2 protein-coding genes are annotated in these 1,585 nt (G+C 68.4%); both read left to right on the top strand.

What is annotated here, in order from left to right; genetic code table 11:
- Positions 1-235: 235 nt before the first annotated feature.
- Positions 236-667 carry a 50S ribosomal protein L11 gene (rplK, locus tag ABZ749_RS35000; RefSeq protein ID WP_124820953.1) on the top strand — a complete coding sequence of 144 codons (432 nt, stop codon included), beginning with the start codon at positions 236-238 and terminating at the stop codon, positions 665-667.
- 78 nt (positions 668-745) lie between these two features.
- Complete coding sequence (gene rplA / locus ABZ749_RS34995; RefSeq protein WP_091402424.1) at positions 746-1,462, top strand: 50S ribosomal protein L1; 717 nt, start codon at positions 746-748, stop codon at positions 1,460-1,462.
- Positions 1,463-1,585: the final 123 nt, after the last annotated feature.

Genomic DNA, 1,585 nt, shown 5'->3' with positions numbered 1-1,585 from the left:
GGGGCTCGCAAACCCGGCTCACTCCTCGCGCTCCCAGCGACTCCCCCAGATAGGCCTCTTGCACTGTGGCGGCCCGCCGCCGACGTCGGCGTACGCGCTCTCGCTCGACCTCGGCGGACGAGTGGGCTGCGGCCTGCGCTACTCTTGAATGTCGCCGCTGTCGCACCGCGCTGACCGTGCGCGCCCGAGGGCGGCGACAGCCGCATTTTCCCAGCTCCAAGCCCCAGGAAGTGACATGCCTCCGAAGAAGAAGCTCGTCAAGACGTTCACGCTTCAGCTGCCGGCGGGCCAGGCCACGCCGGCGCCGCCGGTCGGCCCCGCGCTCGGCCAGCACGGCGTGAACATCATGGAGTTCTGCAAGTCCTACAACGCGCAGACCGAGTCTCAGCGGGGCGACATCGTCCCCGCCGAGATCAGCGTGTACGAGGACCGGTCCTTCACGTTCGTGCTGAAGACCCCGCCCGCCGCCCGGCTGCTGATCAAGGCCGCCGGTGTGCAGAAGGGCTCGGGTGTTCCGCAGTCCGAGAAGGTCGGCTCGGTCAGCCGCGCCCAGCTGCGTGAGATCGCCGAGAAGAAGATGGCCGATCTCAACGCCAACGACATCGCCCAGGCCGAGAAGATCATCGCCGGCACCGCCCGGTCGATGGGCATCACCGTCAACGACTGACGTCGGCCCCGACCTTCGTTCCGACCGTGGGAGGGCTCGCGCCGAGCGGCCCGCCAGAGACCACAGGAGTAATCAGCAATGCAGCGCAGCAAGAGCTACCGCAAGGCCGCCGACGTCATCGACCGGTCGAAGCTCTACACCCCCACCGAGGCCGTGAAGCTGGCCAAGGAGACCACCAACGTCAAGTTCGACGCCACGGTCGAGGTCGCCATGCGCCTCGGCGTCGACCCCCGCAAGGCGGACCAGATGGTCCGCGGCACGGTCAACCTGCCGCACGGCACCGGTAAGACCGCCCGCGTGATCGTGTTCGCCAGCGGCGCGAAGGCCGAAGAGGCCGCCGCCGCGGGTGCGGACGAGGTGGGCACCGATGAGCTGGTCGCCCGCATCCAGGGTGGTTGGCTCGACTTCGACGCGGCGATCGCCACGCCGGACCAGATGGCCAAGATCGGCCGGATCGCGCGGATCCTGGGCCCGCGCGGTCTCATGCCGAACCCGAAGACCGGCACGGTGACCATGGACGTCACCAAGGCGGTGCAGGACATCAAGGGCGGCAAGATCACCTTCCGGGTGGACAAGCACTCCAACCTGCACCTGATCATCGGCAAGGCCTCCTTCACGGAGACCCAGCTGGTGGACAACTACGCTGCGGTGCTCGACGAGGTGCTGCGTGCCAAGCCGTCCGCGGCCAAGGGCAAGTACCTCCGCAAGGTCATCCTGACCACCACGATGGGCCCGGGTGTCCCGGTCGACCCGAACCTGGTGAAGAACCTTCGGGAGGACCAGGCCGACGCCTGAGTCGACAGTTCGCTCCGCCGGGGCGCCGCCCCCCCCCCGGGCGCGCCCCCCCCCCGTAGCGGTGTTGGAGGGTCGAGGAGAACAGAAAATCGTGGTGGGGGGTGATATGGTGGGGTTGGTTTG

Origin of the sequence: Micromonospora sp. NPDC047753 (assembly GCF_040642735.1) — a bacterium.
Lineage (GTDB): Bacteria > Actinomycetota > Actinomycetes > Mycobacteriales > Micromonosporaceae > Micromonospora.
This window is presented reverse-complemented; position numbering and strand designations above follow the sequence as displayed.

What these genes read in the sequence shown, in the direction of transcription:
- rplK (WP_124820953.1), top strand. Translation starts at nt 236, where the DNA reads ATGCCTCCGAAGAAGAAGCTCGTCAAGACGTTCACGCTTCAGCTGCCG.
- rplA (WP_091402424.1), top strand. Translation starts at nt 746, where the DNA reads ATGCAGCGCAGCAAGAGCTACCGCAAGGCCGCCGACGTCATCGACCGG.